Source organism: Leucobacter sp. NPDC077196 (assembly GCF_040687075.1).
Taxonomy (GTDB): Bacteria; Actinomycetota; Actinomycetes; order Actinomycetales; family Microbacteriaceae; genus Leucobacter.
In genome coordinates, this window is sequence record NZ_JBFBML010000002.1 from 147073 (window position 1) to 165631 (window position 18559).

13 protein-coding genes and 1 pseudogene are annotated in these 18559 nt (G+C 66.2%); 10 read left to right on the plus strand and 4 right to left on the minus strand.

Features of this window, described 5'->3' with window-relative positions; genetic code table 11:
• Window positions 1-2: 2 nt before the first annotated feature.
• Window positions 3-2651, minus strand: coding sequence for a transglycosylase domain-containing protein (locus AB0O71_RS04390; protein WP_363742492.1), 2649 nt, complete (start codon window positions 2649-2651; stop codon window positions 3-5).
• Between the two features lie 111 nt (window positions 2652-2762).
• Between AB0O71_RS04390 and AB0O71_RS04395 the strand changes: the two genes are divergently transcribed.
• Together AB0O71_RS04395 and AB0O71_RS04400 are read left to right on the plus strand one after the other, a co-directional pair.
• On the plus strand, window positions 2763-2936 hold the full coding sequence (locus AB0O71_RS04395) for a DUF4177 domain-containing protein (protein ID WP_363742494.1): 174 nt from the start codon (window positions 2763-2765) through the stop codon (window positions 2934-2936).
• Window position 2937: 1 nt separating this feature from the next.
• Window positions 2938-3414 carry a RidA family protein gene (locus AB0O71_RS04400; protein WP_363742496.1) on the plus strand — a complete coding sequence of 159 codons (477 nt, stop codon included), beginning with the start codon at window positions 2938-2940 and terminating at the stop codon, window positions 3412-3414.
• A 101-nt stretch (window positions 3415-3515) separates the two neighbouring features.
• Here AB0O71_RS04400 and acs read toward each other — a convergent pair whose 3' ends face one another.
• Window positions 3516-5504, minus strand: a complete 1989-nt coding sequence (acs, locus tag AB0O71_RS04405; RefSeq protein WP_363742498.1) for an acetate--CoA ligase — start codon at window positions 5502-5504, stop codon at window positions 3516-3518.
• 215 nt (window positions 5505-5719) lie between these two features.
• On the opposite strand from acs, the gene AB0O71_RS04410 reads away from it, so the two are divergent.
• The 7 genes from AB0O71_RS04410 to tmk all read left to right on the plus strand — a co-directional run bounded on the left by AB0O71_RS04410 (window position 5720) and on the right by tmk (window position 13045).
• A complete protein-coding gene (locus AB0O71_RS04410; protein ID WP_363742500.1) occupies window positions 5720-6742 on the plus strand; it encodes an ATPase, T2SS/T4P/T4SS family in 1023 nt (340 codons plus the stop codon).
• A 3-nt stretch (window positions 6743-6745) separates the two neighbouring features.
• Window positions 6746-7714: a type II secretion system F family protein gene (locus AB0O71_RS04415; protein WP_363742502.1), complete on the plus strand. Its 969-nt coding sequence runs from the start codon at window positions 6746-6748 to the stop codon at window positions 7712-7714.
• A 162-nt stretch (window positions 7715-7876) separates the two neighbouring features.
• A complete protein-coding gene (locus AB0O71_RS04420; protein WP_363742504.1) occupies window positions 7877-8212 on the plus strand; it encodes a DUF4244 domain-containing protein in 336 nt (111 codons plus the stop codon).
• On the plus strand, window positions 8212-8568 hold the full coding sequence (locus tag AB0O71_RS04425) for a pilus assembly protein (protein WP_363742506.1): 357 nt from the start codon (window positions 8212-8214) through the stop codon (window positions 8566-8568). The genes AB0O71_RS04420 and AB0O71_RS04425 overlap by 1 nt, the downstream gene beginning before the upstream one ends.
• Entirely contained in the window at window positions 8565-9365 is an 801-nt protein-coding gene (locus tag AB0O71_RS04430; protein ID WP_363742509.1) for a peptidoglycan DD-metalloendopeptidase family protein, read from the plus strand. Before AB0O71_RS04425 ends, AB0O71_RS04430 begins: the two co-directional genes overlap by 4 nt.
• Before the next feature lie 179 nt (window positions 9366-9544).
• The gene (gene topA / locus AB0O71_RS04435) at window positions 9545-12376 is read left to right on the plus strand and encodes a type I DNA topoisomerase (protein ID WP_363742511.1); all 2832 of its coding nucleotides are present in this window, start codon (window positions 9545-9547) and stop codon (window positions 12374-12376) included.
• A 36-nt stretch (window positions 12377-12412) separates the two neighbouring features.
• Window positions 12413-13045 carry a dTMP kinase gene (tmk, locus tag AB0O71_RS04440; protein ID WP_363742513.1) on the plus strand — a complete coding sequence of 211 codons (633 nt, stop codon included), beginning with the start codon at window positions 12413-12415 and terminating at the stop codon, window positions 13043-13045.
• Window positions 13046-13098: 53 nt separating this feature from the next.
• On the opposite strand, the pseudogene AB0O71_RS04445 reads toward tmk, so the two are convergent.
• Both AB0O71_RS04445 and purL read right to left on the minus strand, forming a co-directional pair.
• Window positions 13099-14204, minus strand: a pseudogene (locus AB0O71_RS04445) (IS30 family transposase).
• Window positions 14205-14595: 391 nt separating this feature from the next.
• A complete protein-coding gene (purL, locus tag AB0O71_RS04450) occupies window positions 14596-16926 on the minus strand; it encodes a phosphoribosylformylglycinamidine synthase subunit PurL (protein ID WP_363742515.1) in 2331 nt (776 codons plus the stop codon).
• A gap of 188 nt (window positions 16927-17114) precedes the next feature.
• On the opposite strand from purL, the gene AB0O71_RS04455 reads away from it, so the two are divergent.
• Window positions 17115-18212: a hypothetical protein gene (locus tag AB0O71_RS04455; RefSeq protein WP_363742517.1), complete on the plus strand. Its 1098-nt coding sequence runs from the start codon at window positions 17115-17117 to the stop codon at window positions 18210-18212.
• Window positions 18213-18559 lie beyond the last annotated feature (347 nt).

An 18559-nucleotide genomic window follows, 5' to 3' on the forward strand; every position in this document is an offset into this window, starting at 1 on the left:
GATCAATCCTTCTTGCTGCAGGCCAGTGCGAGCGTCACGGTGTCGCTCCGGTTGACCTCGCTGCCGCTCTCGGGGCTCACGGAGAGCACCTTGTTCGACTTGGGCTTTGACTCGCTGCCCGATCCGCAGGTGAAGTCCACGCTGCCGAACCCGGCGCTGTTCAACGCCGACTTCGCGTCGTTGCCCGTCTGGCCGACGAGGCCGTCCGGAATCTTCGAGGCCTTGCCATTGCTGCGGTAGAGCGTGATGCCCGAGCCGAGTCCGACCGACGAGCCCGCTGCGGGGTCAGTGCGGGCCGAGAGGCCCTCCGCCTCGGTCGAGTCGACCTCGCCCCCGTCAGCCACCGCGAAGCCGAGCTGCTCGAGCATGCTCGTGGCCTCCTCGATGGACTTGCCCTTCACGTCGGGCACGGAGACCATCGTCTGGCGAATGGCGGCCGCGGATGGTTCGGGGAATGCTTGCCCGCCGTAGCGGGCGTCAGCAGCATTCATAATGGCCGGCCAGATCGTCTGATCCGCGCGCATGAGGTTACCGAACCCCATGGTAGACACTCGATCCCAGCTTCCATCGGCCAACTGCACTGGGCCGGCGTTGCCGACCCAGGTCGCCGTCGCCACTTCCGTGCTCGCGCCCACGGTCCAGTTGTCCTTGACCTCGTCGGTCGTACCGGTCTTCGCGAGGTGCGGCACGCCCGTCGACGAGCGTGCGTGGCCCGCGAGGCCAGCGGTAACGGCGTTCTCCAATGCGAACGCGACGCCTGCGGCGACCTCGGGAGCGATCGCCTGGGAGCACTCGCTCTTCGTGAAGGGGATCTGATTGCCCTCGTCGTCGAGAATCTGTTCGATGGGCACGGGCGTGCAGACCGTGCCGTCACCGGCGAATGCGCCATAAGCAGCAGCCATCGTAATCGGGGCGATCTCGTCGACGCCCGCGTAGACGTTCGACGGCACCATCGAGAGATCGCGAGAGCTATTGCTGATCGTCGGCACCATGAAGTTGCCGTTCTCATCCGTGGGGAGGTCAGACGCCCGATGGATGCCGAGTGCTTTCGCGGTCTGGAACGTGCCGCACAGATCCATCTTCTGCTGCATCGAGACGATTCCGCCGTTGATGGAGTTGGCGATGGTCGTGAGTACGGACTGGTTGCCCTTGATGCCCTCGTTATCGTTCGAGAAATCAAAGGTGCCGTAGCTGTACACACCCTCGGGCATGCATGAAGCCTGGAACGACTGCAGCGGCACATTGTCGCGGCTATTGACGTTGACCATGTCTCGCACGGAGTGGCCCGTCCTGATCCACTCGGCGAGCGTGATCGGCTTGAACGTCGACCCGACTTGGAACCCGCTCGACCCGCCGAGTTCCTGATCGGTGTTGTAGTTCACCGTCGTGAAGCCGGGATTCGAATCGAGGAAGTCTTGCGCGTTGTTGAACGGTTTGTTCTGCACCATCGAGCGCACTTTGCCGGTGCCGACCTCCACGCTGCTCGAGGCCGCGCCGACATCGATGCCATCCATGAGCGCGGGAACGGTCGCCTGCGTCGCTGCGGTTCCCGCCGCCTGCATGTCGAGGTCGATCGTCGTGTAGATGTGATAGCCGCCGCGGCTGAAGTTGAACTCGCGCTCAACGGGGGTGTCTCCGAAGTTCGGGTCTGCCTTGATGTACCGCTGCACGTAATCGCAGAAGTGGCCCAGCCCGAATTTCTCCTCGGCTACGTTGCACCCCGCGACACGCGGCGTGATTTTCGGAGTGACCTCCGTTGCGATGGCCTCGTCGTACTGAGCCTGCGTGATCTTGCCGTGGCTGAGCATGCTGCCCAGAATCTTGTCGCGGCGCTCGGTGTTCGCCGGAATGTTCTCTTCGACGTCGATCTGCAACTCTGACGGGTTGTTCACGATCGCCACGAGACTCGCTGCTTCTGCGAGCGACAGGTCGGCTGAAGACTTGCCGTAGTAGTACTTCGCCGCCGACTCGATGCCGTAGATCTGGCGACCGAAGAGCGCGATGTTGAGGTACCCGAGCAGGATCTCGTCCTTCGGGTACTTCTTCTCGATGGAGATCGCGTACTTCATCTCCTTGAGCTTGCGGTCGACATCCTGTCGCATCGCGTCTTCGTACGCCTGCTTCTGCGCTTCCTTGTCGGGAATCGCAATGGCCTCCTGAATGAGCACGTTGCGCACATACTGCATCGTGATGGTCGAGGCGCCCGAGAGGTTCTGGCCCGCGGCGTTCTGCAGCACCGCACGCGCGGTCGCGAGCACGTCGACTCCGCCGTGCGTGTAGAAGCGAGGGTCCTCTTCGGCAACCGCCGCGTCCTTCACGAACTGCGAGATCTGATCCCACTTGACCGTCTCGCGATCCTGGTCGTAGAACGTGGCGATCTCGTACACCGTGGTGTCCGCGCCCGTCGCATAGATGGCCGAGGGCTCGGCGAGCTTGCCCGGGTCGAGATGATCGGGGAGGCTCTCGAAAATGCCGACCGCAGATTTCGTGGCGGTGCCGCTCAGAGCGACGACCGGGGTCACCGCTGCGGTGAGGAGCACGCCGGCGATAACGCTCATGGCGAGCGCGCCAAGGAGTCCCGCGAGGGCCCCTCCTGCGGTGCGGGGCTTCTGCGAGCGCACGCGCGAAGACTGAGATGTCTGACGGGTCATAGAATCAAGGGTAAGCGACGTAGCTGACAAAACAGCAACGCGCCCGACCATGCCGCCGCAATTCGAGTCGCCGGCACGCGTCGAAGACCGTCAACCGAGGGAGATCCGCACGTGAGTGAATCCGCCGAAGCCGCCCCGACCTGGGAGTACTTCGTGACGCCGCTGCTGCTGCACAACGAGGCGCAAATTCTGAACAACTGGGGCGCCCAGGGCTGGGAGCTCGTGCAGATCATCGACGGCCCCGCCGGCGGCAACGTCGCCTACATGAAGAAGAGGAAGGCCTGACATGGCATCTGTGATCGAGGATCGGCTGCGCGAACTGGGATACGAGATCCCCGAGGTCGCGGCAGCGGTCGCAGCCTATGTTCCGGCGCTGCGCGATGGCAACTACGTCTACACGGCTGGTCAGCTCCCGTTCGTGAACGGCGCCCTTCCAGAGACCGGCAAGGTGGGGGTCGGAGCGGGGCTCGTTGCGCCCGAGCGCGCTGAAGAGCTCGCTCAGCTGTGCGCACTGAACGCCCTGGCAGCAGCCCGCGGCGTCATCGGTTCGCTCGACAAGATCTCGCAGGTCGTGAAGGTTACGGCCTTCATCGCTTCCGATCCGTCGTTCACCGGCCAGCCCGCGGTCGCGAACGGCGCCTCCATGTTCCTCGGCCGGGTCTTCGGAGATCTCGGCATCCACGTGCGCTCAGCCGTCGGGGTTGCCGTGCTGCCGCTCGACGCCCCCGTCGAGATCGAGTTCGTGTTCAAGATTCAAGACTGACACTGGGGCGCGCGTCGACCGCGCGCACCGAAACATGGCAGAGGCCGGGCACCCGCATCGGGTACCCGGCCTCTGGCGTATGGGCGCGTCGCCGCGCAGACTCAGTTGCCGCGCTCGCTGCGCACGCGATCCGAAATGGTCTGCATCACTGATGTGTCGGCGAGCGTGGTCGTGTCACCGATCTCGCGGCCCTCCGCAGCATCCTTCAGTAGGCGGCGCATGATCTTGCCCGACCGGGTCTTCGGCAGCTCCGAGACGATGAAGATCTGGCGCGGCCGCGCGATCGCACCGATCTGCGCTGCCACGTGCTTCTTCAGCTCGGGTTCTGCGTCGTCGAGTGACAGGATGCTCTGCTGCGATTTCAGAATGACGAAGGCGACCACGGCCTGACCCGTCGTCTCGTCATCCGCCCCGACGACCGCCGATTCCGCGACGGCATGATGCTCCACGAGCGCCGACTCGATCTCCGCGGTGGAGAGCCGGTGGCCCGAGACGTTCATCACATCGTCGACGCGGCCGAGCAGCCACACGTCGCCGTCCTCGTCGAGGCGGGCACCGTCGCCGGCGAAGTAACGATCGCCGAACTTGGCCCAGTAGGTGTCGACGAAGCGCTGGTCGTCGCCCCAGATCGTGCGCACCATCGATGGCCAGGGGCGCTGCACGACGAGCAGGCCACCCTGTCCGTTCTCGACGGGCTCGCCGTCTTCGCCGAGGACTGCGATCGAGATTCCCGGCTGCGGCACTTGCGCGCTGCCCGGCTTCAGATGAGTCAGGCCTGGCAGCGGCGAGATCATGATCGCGCCGGTCTCCGTCTGCCACCAGGTATCGACGATGGGGGCGGTACCGGCGCCGATGACCTCGCGATACCAGCGCCAGGCCTCGGGGTTGATGGGCTCGCCGACGGAGCCGAGCACGCGGATCGACGAGAGGTCGTACTGCTCGGGAACCTGGCGACCGACCTTCATGCAGGCTCGAATGGCCGTAGGTGCGGTGTAGAAGATCGTCACGCCGTACTTCTGGATGATGGACCACCAGCGGCCCCAGTCGGGCGTCTCGGGGGTGCCCTCGTAGATCACCTGCGTCGCACCGTTCGCGAGCGGCCCGTAGACCACATAGCTGTGGCCGGTGACCCAGCCGATGTCGGCCGTGCACCAGTAGACATCGGTGTCCGGCTTCAGATCGAACACGTCGCGATGCGTCGTGGAGACCTGGGTGAGGTAGCCGCCGGACGTGTGCAGAATGCCCTTCGGCTTGCCCGTCGTCCCCGAGGTGTAGAGGATGAAGAGCGGGTTCTCGGCCGGGAAGCCCTGCGCCTCGTGTTCGCCGTCGAAGGCGGTGATCTCCCGGTGCCACCACAGGTCGCGATCCTCATCGAAGGCGACCTCGTTGCCCGCGCGTTCGACCACGAGCACGTGAGACACCGTGCTGCCGCCGCCGTTGAGTGCGAGCGCGTCGTCGACGGTCGGCTTCAGCGCTGACACGCGGCCCTTGCGGTACCCGCCATCCGCGGTGATGACGACGCGGGCCTCCGCATCATCGATGCGTGCGCGCAGGCTCTCGGCGCTGAACCCTCCGAACACCACGGAGTGCGCGGCGCCCAGGCGCGCAACCGCGAGCATGGCGATGACCGTTTCTGGAATCATCGGCATGTAGATCGCCACTCGGTCGCCCGCTTCGACGCCGAGGCTCGTGAGCATGTTCGCGGCGCGCTTCACCTCGTAAGTGAGTTCCGCGTACGTCAGCGTCCGCGTGTCGCCGGGCTCTCCTTCGAAGTGGATTGCCACGCGCTCGCCGTTTCCTGCAGTGACGTGGCGATCGAGGCAGTTGGCCGCAACGTTCAGCTCTCCGTCGTGAAACCACTTCGCGAACGGCGGGTTCGTCCAGTCGAGTACCTCGGTGAACGGCTTCGTCCACTCGAGATTCTGGGCCTGATCCGCCCAGTACGCTTCCGGATCCTCGGCCGCCTTCCAGTAGACGGACGAGTCGGTGACATTTGCCTGAGCCCGGAAATCGGGGCTCGGAGCATACGTCTCCGCGGTTTCTCCCTCGGGGAGGTGATGGCTTTCAATACTGCCGGTCTGATCGCTCATTGACGCCCTTATCTTCGATCGATTCCCGGGACGATCGTTCCGCCCCGGCCCCCTGAGCGCGTCCGCGGGCACGTAACATCCCGGAAACGCAGAACCAGGCTATACCTTCCAATCTTCTCCGCTCACATCAGCTCACTTTCGATAACCCCTCGACATTGCACACAGATGCTCCGGGCGCCGATCACCGCGATGGCGAAGCCTGCTGATATGGGCTCATGCCGACTGCCGAGATTCCGGATCACCCGCCATCGGCCGCTGCACCGTGCCCGGTGGCCACGCGATCTGCGGCGCTGAGCCGCGCTGCGCGCCGTTCGTTCGGCGGCCTGCTTTCCCTGCTCGATGATCCCGAGCTCCGGGACCTCGTCGTGCAGGTGCGCGACGGTACGGCTCGCCTGTGGCTGGACCGCACCGGTGCGCTCCGGGAAGTGCCCGACTGGCAGGCGCACCCGGACGCGGTGCACCGCTTGGCGACGGGGCTGATCGCCGCCGGAGGGCGGCACATCGACGAACTGCATCCCTGTGCTGACGTACGACTGGGCGACGGAATCCGCGTGCACGCGGTGCTGCCGCCGATCGCTGTGGGAGGCGCTGCGGTCTCGATCCGGCTGCCGCGCATTTCGCCTCCGCGGTTCAGCGAACTGGTCGACGGCGGACTCTGCGGGCGGAGCACTGCGATGCTGCTTCGCGAGGTCATCGCGGAGCGCCGCAATGTGCTCATCACCGGCGGCACCGGGAGCGGGAAGACGACGGTGCTCGCCGCGCTGCTCGATCTCTCACCGCCGCATGAGCGAATTCTCACGATCGAGGACGTCGCGGAGCTGCGGTTGAGACACCCGCACGCGGTGTCGCTGGAGACGCGTCAGGCGAGCGCCGAGGGCATCGGCGAAGTCTCGATCGATCGGTTGCTGCGCGAGGCGCTGCGCATGAGACCCGATCGCATCGTGCTCGGAGAATGCCGCGGCGCCGAGATATCGACGCTGCTGGCCGCTTTGAACACGGGACACGATGGCGGAGCGGGCACACTGCATGCGAGCCGGTTGGAGGAGGTGCCTGCACGACTTGAATCGCTCGGCGCGCTTGCCGGGTGGACACCGGAGGCGCTTGCCCGCCAGGCGGTCTCCGCGCTCCACGCGATCGTGCATGTAGAGCGCGGAGACCGCGGACCTCGCGTGCGCGCGATCGGCGCGTTGGAACTGACGAGCGACCGGTTGCTCGGGATTCGAAGGGTGGTGGCGTAGATCATGTGGAAGCGCTTGTGGAGGGCAGCTCGCGCGCGAACGGCGTCTGCTTCGGATACGGCGGGCGCGACGCCCGCATCCAAGTCGCCCCGGAATGAGGCGACCGTCGTCGCGGAGCGTGCCGCTGCACTGCTGCGCGGAGGAGTGCCGCCTCGTCGGGCCTTCGCCGTGCTCGGGGCGGATGCCGCCCCGTCGTCGCCCACGGCCGTGATCGCGGCGCGCGTCGCAGATGGGGTGCCCGTCGCCTCCGCGCTCGCAGCGACCGACGCTCCCGAATGGCGCGTGCTCGCGGTCGCTTGGAGACTCGCCGAAGACAGCGGAGCCCCACTTGCGCCCGCGCTCCAGCGGATCGGGTATGCGCTGCGCGAACTCGACCAGTTGCGCGAACGGCGTTCGGTGCTCCTGGCCGGCCCGCGGGCGACCGTTCGCATGGTGGCGGCGCTGCCGATCCTCGCCCTGCTGCTCGGGCTGCTACTCGGGTTCGACCCGATACCGGTGCTGTTCAGCTCGACCGGGGTGCTCATCGCCGCGGTCGGCATCGGATTGCTCGGCGTCGGAGTGCACTGGTCCCGTGCCATGCAGCGCCGGTCGGCGAACGACGACCGCATCGCCGGCCTTGCCCTCGAGCTGACGTGGGTGGCGCTCGGGGGTGGCGCGCCTCCTTCCGCCGCACTGAAGGACGTGGTGAACCGGGTGGATCACTACGGGGCCGAGTGGGTCGCGTTCGACGGATTTCGCTCCGGAAGCGCGCTGGTGACGACGATCGCCGCCGCCGAATCTGCCGGTGTGCCGATCCGACCGTTGCTGCTCGAGCAGGCAGATGCCGAGCGTGTGGGGTCGTCGGCGGAGCAGGAGCGCGACGCTGAGCGTCTCGGAGTGCGCGTACTGCTGCCCCTGGGCGTCTGCGTGCTGCCGTCCTTCATCGTGCTCGGCGTGCTCCCAGTGGTGCTGTCGATGTTCGGGGCTCTGTAGTGCATCGGTTGGCCGAGCATTGATTCTCCACAAGCGGTGAGGATCGCGGCGAGTTCTCGCTTCTCCACAGATTGACGGCGGGGGCAGGTCGCATCGGCTCCACCCCGTGAGGATTGATGCACCGGCAACCGCCGGGGCCGTGCGAGGCCAAGGAGATACCCGATGCACCCCACACTTCAGCTTGTATCAGACCAAGGTTCACCGCTCGAGGATCGTGAGCAGCGACGGCGTCGCGCGCACGAACCGCGTGAGCAGCGACGGCGTCGCGCGCACGAACCGCGTGAGCGTGGTGCCGCCCGACGCAGCGCGCGCAGCACCCTGGCTCAGGAGGCCCGCGCACTTGCAGCAGACGAACGGGGCGCCGTGACCGCCGAGTACGCCATCGTCATCATGGCCGCCGTGGCGTTCGCCGGTCTGCTGGTCGCAATCATGCGTTCGAGCGAGATCCGTGCGATGCTCGTGCAGCTCGTCGAGAACGCGCTCGGCGCAGGATCCTGATGTTCGCGGCGCTGCGGCACGACGAACGCGGCACGGTCACGGCTGAGTTCGCGATCGTCGTGCCGGCAGTGCTCGCCGTGCTCGGTCTCGTCGTCGGCGGCATCTCGCTGGCGGCCCACCGCATCACCCTCGTGTCGGTTTCTGCGGAGGTTGCGCGGTTTGAAGCCCGGGGCGACGCGGATCTCGCGGAGGAGCAACTGGCCGTGCTCGGCGACCGCGTGATGGTCGATCGAGAGGACGTCGGAGCGCTGCTCTGCGTGACGCTCCGCTCCCGACCAGCCGGGGGTCCGCTCGCGCACTTGGCAGTCGAATCTCGCTCGTGCGCCGCGCGCACGGATGCAGGAGCGACGCGGTGAGCGCGCCGGCGACGCTCGTCTGCGCGGCTGCTGCCGTATGCCTCGGCATTCCCATCATCGCTGCGTCGTCGCATCTCGAGGCGGCGCACCGAGCTGCCGCCGCCGCCGACGCTGCTGCGCTCGCCGCAGCCGATGCTGCAGCGGGGTTCGTCGCCGACGAGCCGTGTGAGTTGGCGGAGGCAGTAGTGCAGGCGACCGATACCGCTCTCGTCTCATGTGTACTCGATGCGGAGCTTGCAGATGCACGTGTGGAGGTGGCCGTCGGAGGAGCGCTGGGCACCGTCACGGCTTCGGCGCACGCGGGGCCACCACCCATGGCCGCGGTGCCGGGGGGAACCGTCGGCGCCAACGGGTGGGCCTGGCCGAGTGCCGAGCCAGGCATTACTCAGGGATTCCATGACGGCTACTCCATCGATCTGCGCGCGGCAGAAGGCGCACCGCTCTTTGCGCCGTACGACGGCGTCGTGGTCGCTGCCGGAGCCGATGGCAACGGGCCGCCCGCCAAGTGCGTTGCAGAGCCTTCCTGGTGGCACGGGCCGAATCACACGGTGATGATTCGGCACGAGTATCGGGGTCTCGTGCTCTTCAGCTCGCACAATCATGTCGCACCGGGTTCGCCGACGGCGTTCGGGATGAAGCCGGGCACCGTGGTGCGATCCGGGCAGGTCGTGGCGCTCGCCGGAATGAGCGGTTGCACCTCTGGCCCGCACACCCACTTCACCTTGTCGACTACTCAGTCGAACGCGTTTCCCGATGTGAACCCCTACCTCTATATCGGCGGCGGAGAGGGTGCATGATCTGCGGTGCAAACGCTCGGATGCGCCAACTTCGGGTGACGACGGACATAATGAAGGGAGAACATGCGTGGTATCCCTCAGGTGGATTCTCACGCCAGAATGTGTATCGTGTCGGAGCAGAACCCTCAGCCGGTCCTGGCGGAGCAGCCCTACACTGCGTAAAGCAACGAAGGAGACCCGTGAAGGGTACGAAGAAACTCGTCATCGTCGAGTCGCCGACCAAGGCGAAGACGATCGGTGGCTACCTCGGAGACGACTACGAGGTCATCGCATCGGTGGGTCATGTGCGCGACCTGGCCGAGCCGTCAGCCCTGCCCGCAGAGCTCAAGAAGGGCGCCTTCGGCAAGTTCGCGGTCGACGTCGAGAACGACTTCGCGCCCTACTACGTTGTCAACGACAATAAACGCAAGACGGTTTCCGAGTTGAAGCGCGCGCTGAAGGGCGCCGACGAGCTCTGGCTCGCAACTGATGAGGACCGCGAGGGCGAGGCCATCGCGTGGCACCTTCTCGAGGTGCTTCAGCCCAAGGTGCCGGTGCACCGCATGGTCTTCCACGAGATCACGCAGGATGCGATCGAGCAGGCCAAGCAGAACACGCGTGATCTCGACACGGCGCTCGTCGACGCGCAGGAAACGCGACGCATTCTCGATCGTCTCTACGGATACGACATCTCTCCGGTGCTCTGGCGCAAGGTCGCGCCCAAGCTCTCCGCGGGTCGTGTGCAGTCGGCGGCGACGCGACTCGTGGTCGACCGGGAGCGCGAGCGCCAGGCCTTCCGCGCTGCCGAGTACTGGGATCTCACTGCGACGTTCCGCCCAGAAGACGGCGCTGACGACCTCACGGCGTTCGAAGCACGGCTGGTGCGACTCGATGCGCAGCGCGTGGCCACCGGCGGCGACTTCGGCGACGATGGGAAGCTGACGTCGCGCGCGTCGAAGGCGGGCGTGATCCCCCTGGAACAGGAACGGGCGGAGCGCCTGGCATCGCTGCTCGCCGCCGACGCGAGCGGCGAAGTGGTCTCGGTTGAGACGAAGCCGCACACCCGTCGTCCAGCGGCGCCGTTCACCACGTCGACGCTGCAGCAGGAGGCCTCTCGCAAGCTTCGCTACAGCTCGCGGCAGACGATGTCGTTCGCGCAGTCGCTGTACGAGAACGGCTACATCACCTATATGCGTACCGATTCGCCGTCGCTCTCGAAGCAGGCGGTTCAGGCCGCGCGATCGCAGGCAGCCGAGCTCTACGGCGCGCAAACGCTGCCCGAGAAGCCGCGTGTGTACACGGGGAAGGCGAAGGGCGCACAGGAGGCGCACGAGGCGATTCGACCCGCCGGCGATGTGTTCCAGCGGCCGAGCACGCTCAAGGGGAAGCTCACCCAGGGCGAATTCGCGTTGTACGAGCTGATCTGGAAGCGAACTGTGGCGAGCCAGATGGCCGACGCCAAGGGATCCACCGACACGGTGACGCTCGCAGTACAGGTCGCCGAGAATGCCAGCGCTACACCGACCTCCGCGGAGTTCACGACGAGTGGCACGGTCATCACGTTCCCCGGCTTCCTCCTCGCCTACGAGGAAGGTCGCGACGAGAAGCGCGGCGAGAAGAGCGGTGACCAGAACGCGAAGCTCCCGCAGCTCACTTCAGGCCAGCCTCTCGGCATCGAAGAGCCGATGGCGAAGGGGCACGAGACGAGCCCGCCGCCGCGCTACACCGAGGCCAGCCTCACCAAGCGACTCGAAGAGCTCGGCATCGGTCGCCCGTCGACCTACGCGGCGATCATCAGCACCATCATGGACCGCGGGTATGTGACGAAGAAGGGCCAGGCGCTCGTTCCCAGCTGGATCGCCTTCTCCGTGGTGCGGCTCCTCGAGGAGCACTTCAGCCAGCTTGTCGACTACGACTTCACCGCCGAAATGGAGAACGACCTCGACCGCATCGCTTCCGGTGAAGCGGATCGCGGCAAGTGGCTCGGCGAATTCTACTTCGGCACCGACGCTCACCCGGGTCTGCGCGGCGTCGTGGACAATCTGGGGGAGATCGACGCACGCGCGATCAACACCATCAAGATCGATGACGAGATCTCGCTCCGCAACGGCAAGTACGGTCCGTATCTCGAAGTCTTCGACGACAAGTGCGAGGTCGACGAAGCAGGCGTGGTGAAGCCGCGCAGCGTCAACATTCCCGATGGCCTCGCGCCTGATGAGTTGACGCCCGTCAAGGCGCATGAACTCGCCGATGCCGAGCCGGCTGAGGATCGGGTCGTCGGCCTCCATCCGCAGACCTCCAAGCGCATCGTCGCGAAGAACGGGCGCTTCGGCCCGTACGTCACCGAACTTCCTGATGAGGGCGAAGAGTTGCCGAAGGGGCAGAAGCCTCGCACCGCCTCCCTGTTCAAGAGCATGGACCCGGCAACGATCGAGCTCGATACTGCGGTGGCACTGCTCGACCTGCCCCGCACCGTCGGAGTGGATGCCGAATCGGAAGCCGAGATCACTGCTCAGAACGGGCGCTACGGTCCCTACCTCAAGAAGGGAACGGACACCCGTTCGCTCCCCAGCGAGGACGCGATCTTCTCGATCGACCTCGCCGGCGCCCAGGAGCTGTTTGCGCAGCCCAAGTACGGTGCCAAGCGAGCGTCGAGCGCTTTGAAGGAGTTCGAGGCCGATCCCGTGAGTGGCAAGCCGATCAAGGTGAAAGACGGTCGCTTCGGACCGTACGTCACCGATGGCGAGACGAACGCGACGATTCCCCGTGGTGACAGCGTTGACGATGTCGATTTCGCGCGGGCAGTCGAGCTGCTCGCGATCAAGCGGGCGAAGGGCCCGGCGAAGAAGAAGGCGCCGGCGCGCAAGCCTGCGGCGAAGAAGACCGCAGCGAAGAAGCCGGCAGCGAAGAAGCCGGCAGCGAAGAAGTCCGCATCGGGCGCGCAGACGGTCGACCCGGCGCGATCGGCAGCCGCAAAGAAGGCCGCCGCGACGCGCGCTGCGAACCGCGCGGCTGCCGAAGCGCAGGCGTAACCACGAGTGCGGCCGCGAGCGGTCGCTGAGGAGCACATGAGCGGGATCTTCATCACCCTTGAGGGCGGCGACGGCGCCGGCAAGAGCACGCAGGCTGAGCTGCTCGGCCAGTGGCTCGAAGGTCGCGGGCTCGAAGTCGTGCGCACGCGTGAGCCGGGCGGAACGCGCCTCGGCGCTGAACTGCGCCGGGTGCTGCTGCACGGTGGCGATGAGATCGGCGCCGTCGACGCTCGCGCCGAAGCGTTGCTCTACGCGGCCGATCGTGCACAGCACGTCGCGAATGTCGTGCGCCCCGCGCTCGAGCGCGATGCCGTCGTGGTGCAGGATCGCTACATCGACTCCTCCCTGGCCTATCAGGGCGCGGGCCGCGTGCTCGACGTGGCCGAGGTGCGACGCATCAGCGAGTGGGCAGCGGGGGGGCTCTGGCCGCACGTCACGATTCTGCTCGATCTCGACCCGAAGACGGGTGCGGGGCGACGCCGCGCTCGTGGTGGCTCCGCCGACCGGCTCGAGTCGGAGGCCGACGAGTTCCACGCAGCGGTCCGAGATGGTTTCCGCGCGCTCGCCAAGGCTGACCCGCATCGATACTTCACAGTCGACGCCGCGCTGCCCATCGACGAGATCCACACGCGCATCGTGGGCCGCGTCTCCGGGTTCCTCACGCGCTGAACCACTTCACCGGTAAGAGAATCCGCTTCGGTGAGAGGTTCTCCGCGGCGGTTTCATGTGGTCGTTGCAACACCCAGCGTGTGTGGTGTCTCTGAGAGTAACGCTTCTAACGCTTGAGCTGGGGTACTCCACCCCATTGTCTGTCGCGGGCGCTGGTTCAACTCATCAGCAACCCCGTCCAGGTGTGCCTGAGAGTGCCCGCTCAATGTGCTCCCTTTCGGGAAATATTGGCGCAGCAGCCCGTTCGTGTTCTCGTTCGTGCCCCGCTGCCAAGGCGAGTGTGGATCGCAGAAAAACACCCCATCGCGCAGCCCTACCCCGGCCGCGATCCGCTGATGCAGTGCGAGTTCCTTACCTTGATCCCACGTCACGCTCAGGCGTAAGCGCTCGGGCAGATCACGCATACGCGCGATCATCTGCTCAGACACAGTCCACGCGTCACGCTTTCTGGGAGATGGAGCAACATCACGAACCGGGTCGAGCGCTCGACCAGCGTCCCGATCTGGCTCGTGCCGTCTTTCCCGATGATGAGATCGCCCTCCCAATGTCCGGGGACCGCACGATCGGCAACCTCTGCAGGTCGGTCAGAGATCATCACCATTTCCTTGATGCGTCCCTGGTTCGAGGTCGCATGCCGGCGTCCGCGCTGCCTGGGCATGCGTGCTGCTTTTCCGCTGCGCAAACACTTAGCCAGCTCACGCCGGAGCTCGCCTTTTCCTTGCACAAAGATCGACCGGTAAATCGCTTCGTGTGAGACCTGCATCGCCGGGTCGTCAGGGAAGTCCATACGCAATCGTTGCATGATCTGCGTCGGGGAAAACTTCAACAGCAGCAACCGTTCAACTTCCCCAGCAAGAGCCTGATTGTGGGCGATCTTTGAACATTTCGGGCGGCGCCGACGCTGCTCCGCGCGGGCTTGTGCTGCGAGCGCGGAGTACCACTGGGCCCCTCGAGGCGGACGAGTGGTGTGGCGTTGGCGATACATCGGGAGCATGCCTCGGTTGCGGCGTTGCTCTCGCAGCACGGTTGATGGGGATCGTCCCAAAGTTCTTGCGATGTGCCGGATCGAGTCTCCTTGGGTGATTCCGATCAGGATCTGTTCACGCTCAAGCTGTGAGAGGTATCGGCCAGATGGAGCCGGGCGTGGGGGTGGGGTCATTCCTCCAGCATTGCGGAACATTCCTTCGCCCCAGCCGCGACTGCAATCAGCCTGGGCAGCCGCGTCCTCGGTAGACAGGCCGTGAGCGATACCCGACCAGAACGTGTCGATGTGTTGTTGCAGGATTCTGCTGATACGAGGCATAGCGGGTACATCCCTTCGAATGAAGGGTGTTGCAACGACCACATGAAACCGCCCTCGGCGCAGACCCCACCGAAGCCGAATGTCTTACCGAACCAGCGCCCCGCGCTGCGCTCCGTGGGCTGGCGCTGTAGCGTCACCGCGGTCGGCGCCTGAACGCGATGCGTTCAGCCGATGATCGCCACCCCGCGCTTCGCTCCGTGGGCTGGCGCTGTAGCGCCACCGCGGTCGGCGCCTGAACGCGATGCGTTCAGCCGATGACCGCGCCAAAGCGGGCGGGGAGGGTGGCGCGTGACGCGGCGCCGAGCTCGGAAAGCGGCAGGGTGAAGCGATCCTGCACCTCGATTGCGGCCTCCGCCCCCGCGCCGTCCGTGACACCGATGCGCAGCACTGGGAAGTCGCGGCCCGAGCAGAGCCCGCGGAACTTCACCTCTTCCTCGTGCGGCACGGCGACGAGCACGCGCGCCTGCGACTCCGAGAACAGCGCGGCGGTCGCATCGACGCCGTCGCGCGAGATGATCTCCTCGATCCACACGCGCGCACCGACGCCGAAGCGCAGCGCGCCATCGGTCAGCGCCTGAGCCAGGCCGCCTTCTGAGAGGTCGACCGCGCCCGAGATGAGCCCGCCCTGGGCGCCGGCGTGCAGCAGCTCGGCGAGCGCGCGCTCATCGGCCAGGGAGGCGATCGGCGGGTGCCCGCCGAGGTGGTCGTGCACGGTCTCGGCCCAAGCCGATCCGTCGAGTTCGTCGCGGGTGGTGCCGAGCAGGTAGAGGTGCTCGCCCTGATCCTGCCAGCCGCTGGGCACGCGGCGCGCGACGTCGTCGATGATGCCGAGCACGCCGACGACGGGCGTCGGGTAGATCGGGGTATCGCCGGTCTGGTTGTAGAGCGACACGTTGCCGCCGGTGACGGGCACCTCAAGAGCGAGGCACGCATCCGAAAGCCCCTCGACCGAGCGCGAGAACTGCCACATGACCTCGGGGTTCTCGGGGCTGCCGAAGTTCAGGCAGTCGGTGACAGCGGTGGGCACGGCGCCTGACGTGGCGACGTTGCGGTAAGCCTCGGCGAGCGCGAGCTGGGAGCCGACGTAGGGGTCGAGCTGGCAATAGCGTCCGTTCGCATCGGTGGCGATGGCTACGCCGAGACCGCTTTCCTCGTCGACGCGGATCATGCCGGCGCCGTCGGGGAACGCCAGCGCCGTATTGCCGAGCACGTACTTGTCGTACTGGTTCGTGACCCACGAGACGTCGGCCTGGTTCGGCGATGCGGCGACGGCGATCATCTGCGAGCGCAGCTCGTCGCCGGAGTCCGAGCGCGTTAGACCCGACGCGTTGACCCCGGAAGCCTGCAGCTCGTCGATCCACGACGGGTACTCGACGGGACGTTCGTAGACGGGGCCGTCGACGGCCACGGTCGAGGGATCGACGTTGACGATCTCCTCGCCGTGCCAGTTGATGACGAGGCGGCCGGTGTCGGTGACCTCGCCGAGCACGCTCGTCTCGACGTCCCACTTCGCGGTCACGGCGAGGAACGCGTCGAGCTTGTCGGGATGCACGACCGCCATCATGCGCTCCTGGCTCTCCGACATGAGGATCTCCTCGGCCGTAAGCGACGGATCGCGCAGCAGCACACTGTCGAGCTCGACGAACATGCCGCCGTCGCCGTTCGCCGCGAGCTCGGAGGTCGCGCACGAGATGCCCGCAGCGCCGAGATCCTGAATGCCCTCGACGAGCTCATCGCGGAAGAGCTCGAGGCAGCACTCGATGAGCACCTTCTCGGCGAATGGATCGCCGACCTGCACGGCCGGGCGCTTCGTCGGCCCGCCCTCGCTGAAGCTGTCGGAAGCGAGGATCGACGCCCCGCCGATGCCGTCGCCACCCGTGCGAGCGCCGAAGAGCACGACCTTGTTGCCGGCGCCGGAGGCGTTCGCGAGGTGCAGATCCTCGTGGCGCAGTACGCCAACACCGAGCGCGTTGACGAGCGGGTTCGCCTGGTAAACGCTGTCGAAGACCGTCTCGCCGCCGAGGTTCGGAAGGCCGAGGCAGTTGGCATACGACGAGATGCCCGAGACGACGCCGTGCACGACGCGTGCCGTATCCGGGTCATCGATCGCGCCGAAGCGCAGCTGATCCATGACCGCGACGGGGCGAGCCCCCATCGAGATGATGTCGCGGATGATACCGCCGACACCGGTCGCGGCTCCCTGGAACGGCTCGATGTATGAGGGGTGGTTGTGGCTCTCGACCTTGAAGGTCACCGCCCAGCCCTCGCCGATGTCGATGACGCCGGCGTTCTCGCCCATGCCGACGAGCAGCCGCTCGCGCATCTTGTCGTTGACCTTGTTGCCGAACTGCCGCAGGTAGATCTTCGACGACTTGTACGAGCAGTGCTCCGACCACATCACCGAGTACATCGCCAGCTCGCCCGATGTGGGGCGTCGCCCAAGGATCTCGCGGATCTGCGCGTACTCATCGGGCTTCAGCCCGAGCGCACCGTACGGCTGCTCCTTCTCGGGCGTCGCGATCGCATCGGCGACCGTGTCGGGGCGGGGGCCGCTCTGGGTGGCGTCGATGTCTGTCACGCTCGATGTGCTCCGTGGATCGGGGGCGGTTTCGGCGCACGGGAGCGCCGAACGTACGGGGTTCAGTCTACGTGGTCGCGTCACCCGGCTCGTCCCGTGCTGCTTCCTCGTCGCGGGAGCATCCCCGAGCCCGCAGGGCTGACAGTCTAGGGTGGAGTTTGTCAGCAGATCAGGGGAGACTGAACGCCATGAGCGATCCGAATACTCACGCAGCAGGCCAGACGCCCGTTCCGCAGTCGAACGAACAGTCGCAGGCCCCGTCGTACACGCCGGACGGGGCGCGCGAAGCGTCGCGCCAGTCCCCACGGCCGACGGCACGGCCGGCCTCGAGCTCGGCGAATCAGCAGCGCAAGCTGTCGACCTTCTTGAAGGTCAGCATCATCTTGCTCGCCGGCCTGACCATCGCATCGATTTCGCTGCTGTTCATCGGCGATTTCGAAGGCAAGTTCGAGCGCGTGTTCTCGACGTTCGCACTGTTCGCGGTGTTCGTCATCTTCACGGCGCTCGACACACGTCGCGAGCAGAAGTCGGAATGGTACGCGCCGGTCGCACTGATCGCCAACGCGTACATTCTCGGCCTGCTGATGATCGTCATCTGGATGACGCCGTACAACCCCTACTCCCTGCTCTGGGAGATCTTCTGGAAATCGTTCTTCGTGATTCTCGTCACCCGACTCGTCATCCTCTGCGCGGAGCTCCTGCTGCGGGTCGGCGCCGAGCGATCCGAGACGATCACGCGGTTCGCGTTCGTGACGAGCGTGCTGGCTGTGCTCTCGGGCATCCTCTTCACGGCGCCGGTCGGGATCGAGGCGTTCGAGCTGAACGTGCCGGACATGTACTGGAAGATCGCAACCGCGATCCTGATCCTGACCGCACTCGGCCTGTCGATTACGCTGCTGCTCCGTTGGTTCTTCGGTGCCGACGAGCGCGAGGCGGCTCGGGCTGCACGAGGTGTTCGTGGAGGGGCGCGCCCGGGAAGCCCGGCGCCGTATGTCGCACAGCAGTCGCATGGACGCGCGCAGCAGCTGCAGCACCAGGCGCAGCAGCAGCAAGCGCAGCAGCAGCGAGCTCAGCTGCAGCACCAGACCCAGCCGCAGCAGCCGCAGCAGCCCCAGCAGCAGGCGCAGTCGCAGTCGCAGCCGACCGCTCCCCAGCCGCAGCCCAGCGGTCAGCCGGAGTTGCTGCCCTGGCCGACCTTCGCCGATGGACGTCCGATTCCGGCGGGCCACGACGGCCAGCCCGATTTCTCCGTGCCGGGCGCACCGCGCCCGCCTCAGGGGCGGTAACCGGCCGCGCGACAAGGTCGGACGCGATCCGGAGCCCGCGAGCGGGCATCTGCTGACTGCCCCTTGCTGACTGCCCCTAGCCATGTGGCGCTCGATGAAATCGAGCGCCAACTGCGCAGGGCGAGTCAGCAGGGGGCTGTTGCATGTAACTCGTGCACCCGACGCACACGGCACACGACAGAGCTGGACGCAGGTGAAGGTGAAAGACCCTGCGATCAGGGATGATGTCTCTTCAGGAGTTGAGGTGAACCTCCTCGGCTTGAACATCAGATGAAACATTGGCTAGGCTAACTCGAGGTCGCGACACCGTACGCGCCCGCTGCGATCCGAGTGAGTGTTCGGCGCAG

Bases quoted from the DNA above. Each gene is read 5' to 3' on its own strand.
- AB0O71_RS04390 (WP_363742492.1), bottom strand. From the start codon at position 2,651: ATGACCCGTCAGACATCTCAGTCTTCGCGCGTGCGCTCGCAGAAGCCC.
- AB0O71_RS04400 (WP_363742496.1), top strand. From the start codon at position 2,938: ATGGCATCTGTGATCGAGGATCGGCTGCGCGAACTGGGATACGAGATC.
- acs (WP_363742498.1), bottom strand. From the start codon at position 5,504: ATGAGCGATCAGACCGGCAGTATTGAAAGCCATCACCTCCCCGAGGGA.
- AB0O71_RS04410 (WP_363742500.1), top strand. From the start codon at position 5,720: ATGCCGACTGCCGAGATTCCGGATCACCCGCCATCGGCCGCTGCACCG.
- AB0O71_RS04415 (WP_363742502.1), top strand. From the start codon at position 6,746: ATGTGGAAGCGCTTGTGGAGGGCAGCTCGCGCGCGAACGGCGTCTGCT.
- AB0O71_RS04420 (WP_363742504.1), top strand. From the start codon at position 7,877: ATGCACCCCACACTTCAGCTTGTATCAGACCAAGGTTCACCGCTCGAG.
- AB0O71_RS04425 (WP_363742506.1), top strand. From the start codon at position 8,212: ATGTTCGCGGCGCTGCGGCACGACGAACGCGGCACGGTCACGGCTGAG.
- tmk (WP_363742513.1), top strand. From the start codon at position 12,413: ATGAGCGGGATCTTCATCACCCTTGAGGGCGGCGACGGCGCCGGCAAG.
- AB0O71_RS04455 (WP_363742517.1), top strand. From the start codon at position 17,115: ATGAGCGATCCGAATACTCACGCAGCAGGCCAGACGCCCGTTCCGCAG.